A 6959-nucleotide genomic window follows, 5' to 3' on the forward strand; every position below is an offset into this window, starting at 1 on the left:
GAGAATATAATTAACTTACCTGCCATTCCTATAATACGTTGAGCAATTGCTCCCGTTTAATTTTTTCTAAATTGCTTCTTTCATTTTTACCACGATCTGCTGAATACCAGCGTGGTTGGCTTTTGATCCTAGCGTATTGATCTCTCTACCCATTTCTTGAGAAATAAATCCTAATTTCTTACCATTAGAATCAGATGCTTTCAAAGCTTTTTGAAAATAGGTACAGTGAGAGCGTAGACGAACTTTCTCTTCTGTTATATCTAATTTGTCGATATAATAGATCAATTCTTGTTCGAAACGGTTTTTATCAACGTTTTCCTTACCTACAGTTTCCTCCAGGTAATGGCCTATACGTTCGCGTATTAAAGGAATACGGTCCATTTCAACAGCTTCGACTTCTGTTAAATAAGTTAAGATCAATTCAACACGATCTGTCAGGTCCTGTGAAAGAACTGCTCCTTCATCTGCTCTGAAAATATTAAATTGCTCTACTGCCGCGTAAAATGCTTCTAATAATAATCGTGATTCTTCTTCATCAACTTCATTATCATTATTAGCAATTACTTCGGGCATATTAAGAGCCAATTCGAAAAGAGAAACTTGTTTATCTCCCAGTTCAAAAGCAATTTGTTGTAATTGAGTATAGTATTTTTTTAGCAAATCTGCATTAATTGTCGATGCTTTTGCCGTTTGATCAGAATATTCAACGTTTACAGAAAGGTTCACCTTACCTCTTTCAATAAGTTTACTGCACTCTGTACGTAAAGTCAATTCCTTGTCCGAAACTGCTTTTGGTAAACGCAGATTTAATTCAAGAAATTTAGAATTCAAGGATTTAATCTCGACGCTGTACTTAACTTTTCCATTGTCTTTTACAGCTGTGCCGTATCCTGTCATTGATTTTATCATATGCAAAGGTAAGAAACATTCCAATAATGCATAATATCAAGACTATAAATTGATTAATTTACCAATCATGCTTGGCAATAATGACACATAAATAACTTTTTTGATGTCCTTTCTTTCCTGTAGTAACAAAACCAATACCGATATCATATAAAGAGGCATTCCATTCGTCCATCCCTAATAGATGTTTTCGATGATGATAACCGGGCGCTTCTTTACCAATAATTAAACCTTTTATTGCGTCTGTGGCACTTGGCCAATTCCAGGCAATAGACTCAAAATTATTTGCCCGCTTATTTTTTAGCCATTTGGCATTCAAATCATAACCTGCTTGCTGCATATAATAATTAGGACCTATACCATCTGGATTGACATGGTCAAAATAATTTCGCTTTGCCATATCCTTGGCCCGCGATTCGGCAACCTCAGCGAGCCTCTTATTCCAATTCAGTGACTTTCGTGTCACTTTATTCAAATTGAATAGACCGAGCTTCTTTTTATACCGTTCAGGATTTTTACGGATTTCATTAAGAAGATGATAGGCTTCTTTTGCCTGCTTTTTTTCGACTCTTACTTGTGCTGATGATAATGAAAATAGTAGACTTAAACTGAAAATTAATAGGTACTTCATGTAAATAAATAGATGCTTCGTGTGAAATTCTTTCACAAAATAGACTCAAAAAAGGATCTTAGGTTTAGACCGTAGAAGATTTTTTATGATTAAAAAACTGTACCAGCACAGGTACAGCACTAATGATGATAACCAGGAAGACGACCAAAGAGAAATTATTCCTAACCATTGGGATTTGTCCAAAAAAATATCCTCCTAATAAAAATAAAGTGACCCATAATAGCCCTCCAAAAATATTATAGGTACCAAATTTAACATAAGTCATATGGCTAACTCCTGCAAAAAAGGGTGCAAATGTGCGTACTATTGGAACAAAGCGGGCATAGATAATAGCTCTATTACCATGTTTAGTATAAAAAGACTGGGTGTTGATTAAATATTCGGGTTTAAATATTTTAGACTTTGACCTGAAAAATCGATGTCCCAAATATTTTCCAATTTCATAATTAACAAAGTCTCCTAAAACTGCCGCTGTCACTAACACCAACCAAAATAAAGACAAAGAAAGATCACTTTCTGGAAGAGCAATAATAGCTCCTAATGCAAATAATACCGAATCTCCTGGTAAAAATGGTGTTATAACAAGACCTGTTTCAGCAAACACAATTAAGAATATAATCAAATAAGTCCATCCTTGATAATCATGAACAATTTGAATAAGATGTTTATCAATATGTAAAATAAAATCAATGAGATTTGTGATAATATCCATTTAAAATGCATGTTTAATAAAATCAAATACTTACTGTTTTGATCATCGAACCTTATTGGGTTACAAATACCTTATTTTATGATACGATACTAAAAAATTGCCTGTAATAAAAAAGGAAGCTTTTAGGCTTCCTTCTTACTTTTAAATTTTTCTTTTAAGACTTCAAAGACAATCGGCAATACTGATAATAAGATAATCAACAGCACTACTTTTGAAAAATTATCTCTGATGATCGGTATATTACCTAAAAAATATCCTGCTAATGTAATCCCTACGACCCAAAGAATTGCTCCAATAACATTATAAGTTATAAAAGTGCCATAATGCATTCTTCCAATTCCTCCTACAAATGGAGCCAGTGTTCTGACAATAGGCACAAAGCGTGCAATTACAATTGTTTTACTACCATACTTTTCATAAAAAGTATGTGTCTTTTGAATCTGCTCGTCTTTGATTACCTGCTTACCAAATAGTTTAAATTTGGTCATCTGCATTCCAAATCGCTTCCCGATGGCATAATTAAGAGAATCTCCCGATACCGCGGCTACTAATAAGATAGCAATCATCAACCAGACATTAAGTTCATTTGGCTGTGCTGCTAGCATTCCTGCTGCAAATAGTAAAGAATCGCCTGGTAAAAATGGCATCACAACAACTCCTGTTTCAACAAAAATGATCAGAAATAAGATGAGATATGTCCACGTTTTATAATCATTTACGATCTCAAGTAAATGTTTATCAATATGCAGAACAAAATCAATGATATGCGCTATAACCTCCAAAACAGTGCGATTAACCGATGTTATTTAACATAACTGGCATAACCAGCATTAAAATATCTTCATTTTCTTCTGCTACTGCTGGAATTAGCAAACCTGCACGATTGGCTGTACTCATTTCAATGACTACTTCTTCGCTAGCTAGATTGTTTAACATCTCCACTAAAAATTTAGCGTTGAAACCAATTTCCATATCTTCCCCTTCAAACTGACATCCTAAGCGCTCATGAGCTTCATTAGAAAAATCAAGATCTTCAGCAGAAATATTCAATTCACTACCTGAGATTTTCAAACGTACCTGATGCGTTGTTTTATTCGCAAAAATAACAACACGACGTAACGTATTTAAAAATAGTAAACGGTCAACAGTTAACTTATTTGGATTCACCTGCGGAATTACAGCTTCGTAATCTGGGTAACGCTCATCAATCAAACGACAAATTAAATTGATGTTACCAAAACTAAAAAATGCATTTGTCGAATTATATTCAATCGAAACATTGATATCTTCTGATGGCAAAGATGATTTTAATAAAGACAATGCTTTTTTTGGAAGAATTAATGAAGCAGGCTTTTCTACGCCAATATCAGAACGTCTGTAGCGTACCAGTTTATGTGCATCTGTAGATACAAACGTTACAGCCTTATCTCCCAATTGAACTAACACACCTGACATTGCCGGTCTTAACTCATCATTACTAACAGCAAATATTGTTTTACTAATTGCCTCTGCTAATATTGGAGCAGGCATATGAACAGTATGCGCATTGTCAATTACTGGAATTTTAGGGAAATCCTCAGGATTCTCACCACTCAACTTATATTTACCGTCACCGGCACTGATCTCGATCGCTAGCGTATTATTATCAACAAAAAAAGCAACTGGTTGATCTGGTAATGTTTTTAAGGTCTCTATTAAAATTTTAGAAGGCATCGCTACTTTTCCTTCTTCTTTAGCCTCAATTTGCAATGACGTAACCATGCTTGTCTGCAAATCTGTCGCAGATATTGTTAACGTATTGTCTTTTATTTCAAAAAGAAAGTTCTCTAAAATGGGTAGAACTGTACTACTACTTGAAGCGCCATTAATAGCTTGAAGTTGTTTTAATAAAATCGATGTGGATACTATAAATCTCATTTCCTAAAATTATGAATTATATCTGCAATATTACGCAAAAGAATCTACATTTTTAGAAGGTGTATATCCAAATAGCGGAAAATTAACTGTATAAACTTTATCCTGCTACAGGTTAGTAAATAATTGAATTTCAATAAAATTGACATCATATATCCCATTTATATTTTGAATATAAATAAATGCTGTCTATTATTTATTACATTTGTATAGACTAGGAGTAGTATATGCAATTTAGGGATATTATTGGACATGATTTAGTTAAAGCTCATCTGATCAGCACAGTTCGTGAAAACCGTGTGAGTCATGCGCAATTATTTCTTGGACCAGAAGGTTCTGGCTCACTAGCTTTAGCTTTAGCTTACGCACAATTTATTAATTGCGAAAATAAAGCCGAGTTTGATAGTTGCGGTATATGCTCATCCTGTAGGAAATATAATAAACTTATACATCCGGATCTGCATTTTTCTTATCCTTTTATTGCGAAGCATAAGGAGGATAATGCTGCGACATTTATTGAGAATTGGCGAAAAGCATTTTTGAATAATCCGTACCTAAGTTTAGAAAATTGGCGACAACAACTTGATGCCGACAATAAGCAGGTTAACATCAATATTGCTGAAGCGCATGAAATAATCAAAAAATTAAGTTTAAAGTCTTTTGAGGCTGAATTTAAAGTTTTGATTATGTGGCTACCTGAATATTTAGAAAAAGAAGGTAACGCCTTATTAAAATTGATTGAGGAACCACCAGAAAAAACATTGTTCCTTTTGGTGGCTGAAAATCAGAATAAAATATTAAACACGATTATTTCGAGAACACAGCTCGTTAAAATTAATAAATTGAGTCATCAAGCGATTACATCGTATTTAATAGAAAATAAAAACCTCGATGAATCTGAAGCAAGAGATATTGCTTTTATAGCTGACGGTAACGTACAGGAAGCTATAAATATGATCGATACGCAGACGAACAACCATTTCAATTTATTGGTTAAATGGTTACGGCTTATTGTTCAGGATTCTGGTCTAAATATCATCAGCATTTGCGAGGAGGAATTGGCTAAATTAGGTCGTGAAAATCAAAAAACGTTTTTGATGTATGCTATTAATATCATGCGTCAGATTATTTTAATTAAACTCGATCTTTCAAACTTAGTATTTCTATCCGCGCATGAACTTGATTTTGTTAACAAGTTTGCTACTCATTATACCATCGAACAAATTGAAGAAACAATTAATTTGTTTGAAACAACACACTATAGTGTGGAAAGAAATGCAAATCCTAAAATATTATTTTTAGATTTATCTTTGCAATTAGTATTAATGTTTAAATACAAAACGTTTCCGAAAGGAACTCAATATATATAGAAAACTATGGGATGTGGCAGTTGCTCATCCGGCGGAGGTTGTGGAAGTACGACGACAGTGGGCGGTACTCCAGCAGGTTGCCAAAATAATGGCTCTTGCATGACTAGCGGATGTAATAAATTAGATGTATATGACTGGCTATCTGATATGGATATGCCATCCAACTATAAACCTTTTGACATTGTAGAAGTTCGATTTAAGGGATCCCGAAAGGATTTCTTTGTCAATTCAGACAATCTATATTTAGAAATAGGTGAAATGGTTGCTGTAGAACCTACTACAGGCGGATATGATATAGGACACGTTTCTCTAACTGGCGAACTCGTTCGCTTACAGTTAAAGAAAAACAATGTGAGTTTAGAGAGTGTTACCAAAAAATCTACCGTAAACCTACTGAGGCCGATGTTGAAAAATTCAATATGGCAAAAGATCTGGAATGGGAGACGATGCATAAAGCGCGTAATTTAGCTTTAGAATTGGGACTTTCGATGAAAATTTCTGATGTAGATTATCAAGGTGATAAAACAAAGGCAACTTTCTACTATACAGCAGAAGGTCGTGTGGATTTCCGTGAGTTAATTAAAAGAATGGCGGAGTCATTCCGTATTCGAATAGAAATGCGACAGATTGGTATGAGACAAGAAGCAAGCCGCTTAGGTGGTATAGGTTCTTGTGGTCGCGAATTATGTTGTTCGACATGGTTAACAGATTTTAAAACTGTTTCAACTTCTGCAGCTAGATATCAAAATCTATCGCTTAATACGCTAAAATTAGCGGGTCAATGCGGTAAATTGAAGTGTTGCTTAAATTACGAATTGGATAGTTATATGGATGCTTTAAAGGATATTCCTAATAATGTAGACCGTATTGAAACTTTGAAAGGAAATGCATATTTGCAAAAAACCGACATTTTCAAGAAAATGATGTGGTTCTCTTATCCTGGAGCTGAGAGTTGGATTGCACTTCCTGTGGATCAGGTCAAAGAACTAATCGAGAAGAATAAACAGGGCATTAAAGTTGAAGAGTTGATCACAACTGTTGATACTGAGATCAAAGAGGAAAAAATTGTTAATTATGATTACGAGAACGTAGTCGGTCAAGATAGCTTAACCCGTCTGGACGAAAAAAACAAAAGAAAAAGAAATAATAAAGGTAGATCCAAACCTAATAATCGTGCAAAAACTGTTGCGGAACCTAATGTAAAAACGCAACCGGTAAAACTAGAGAAACCGCAACAAAAGCAGGATAAAAATACAAAGGTTTTAAATGTAGACAAAACTATTGCTTCTGCCCAAAGTAAAGAAGGTACAGGAAGTAAGCCAAAAAGACGTTTCAATAAGAATCGAAATAATAGAAATAAAGGCAATAACACTGATCCTTCAGCTGAATAATAAGTTATTGCATTAATTGGCGAGAATAGCTATTC

General features: G+C 34.2%; 5 protein-coding genes and 2 pseudogenes. 2 read left to right on the forward strand and 5 right to left on the reverse strand.

All coding sequences use genetic code 11. From position 1 onward, the window contains the following. Nucleotides 1-28: 28 nt before the first annotated feature. From L950_RS23415 to dnaN, 5 genes and pseudogenes are all read right to left on the reverse strand, one after another. Nucleotides 29-909: pseudogene (locus tag L950_RS23415) on the reverse strand (YicC/YloC family endoribonuclease). A gap of 58 nt (nucleotides 910-967) precedes the next feature. After that, nucleotides 968-1537, reverse strand: coding sequence for a CAP domain-containing protein (locus tag L950_RS23420; protein ID WP_021188229.1), 570 nt, complete (start codon nucleotides 1535-1537; stop codon nucleotides 968-970). 64 nt (nucleotides 1538-1601) lie between these two features. After that, on the reverse strand, nucleotides 1602-2249 hold the full coding sequence (locus L950_RS23425) for a DedA family protein (RefSeq protein WP_021188230.1): 648 nt from the start codon (nucleotides 2247-2249) through the stop codon (nucleotides 1602-1604). A gap of 122 nt (nucleotides 2250-2371) precedes the next feature. After that, a complete protein-coding gene (locus L950_RS23430; RefSeq protein WP_021188231.1) occupies nucleotides 2372-3031 on the reverse strand; it encodes a DedA family protein in 660 nt (219 codons plus the stop codon). Nucleotides 3032-3041: 10 nt separating this feature from the next. Then, nucleotides 3042-4166 (reverse strand): DNA polymerase III subunit beta, encoded by a 1125-nt coding sequence (dnaN, locus tag L950_RS23435; protein ID WP_021188232.1) that lies wholly within the window; start codon nucleotides 4164-4166, stop codon nucleotides 3042-3044. Nucleotides 4167-4390: 224 nt separating this feature from the next. On the opposite strand from dnaN, the gene L950_RS23440 reads away from it, so the two are divergent. Both L950_RS23440 and L950_RS23445 read left to right on the forward strand, forming a co-directional pair. Next, nucleotides 4391-5533, forward strand: coding sequence for an ATP-binding protein (locus L950_RS23440; RefSeq protein ID WP_021188233.1), 1143 nt, complete (start codon nucleotides 4391-4393; stop codon nucleotides 5531-5533). 99 nt (nucleotides 5534-5632) lie between these two features. Further along, nucleotides 5633-6924 (forward strand): annotated as a pseudogene (locus tag L950_RS23445) (stage 0 sporulation family protein). The last annotated feature ends 35 nt before the right edge of the window (nucleotides 6925-6959 follow it).

It is taken from the genome of Sphingobacterium sp. IITKGP-BTPF85 (assembly GCF_001006065.1).
GTDB classification, from domain to species: Bacteria; Bacteroidota; Bacteroidia; order Sphingobacteriales; family Sphingobacteriaceae; genus Sphingobacterium; species Sphingobacterium anhuiense.

Bases quoted from the DNA above. Each gene is read 5' to 3' on its own strand.
- L950_RS23440 (WP_021188233.1), top strand. From the start codon at position 4,391: ATGCAATTTAGGGATATTATTGGACATGATTTAGTTAAAGCTCATCTG.
- L950_RS23425 (WP_021188230.1), bottom strand. From the start codon at position 2,249: ATGGATATTATCACAAATCTCATTGATTTTATTTTACATATTGATAAA.
- L950_RS23420 (WP_021188229.1), bottom strand. From the start codon at position 1,537: ATGAAGTACCTATTAATTTTCAGTTTAAGTCTACTATTTTCATTATCA.
- dnaN (WP_021188232.1), bottom strand. From the start codon at position 4,166: ATGAGATTTATAGTATCCACATCGATTTTATTAAAACAACTTCAAGCT.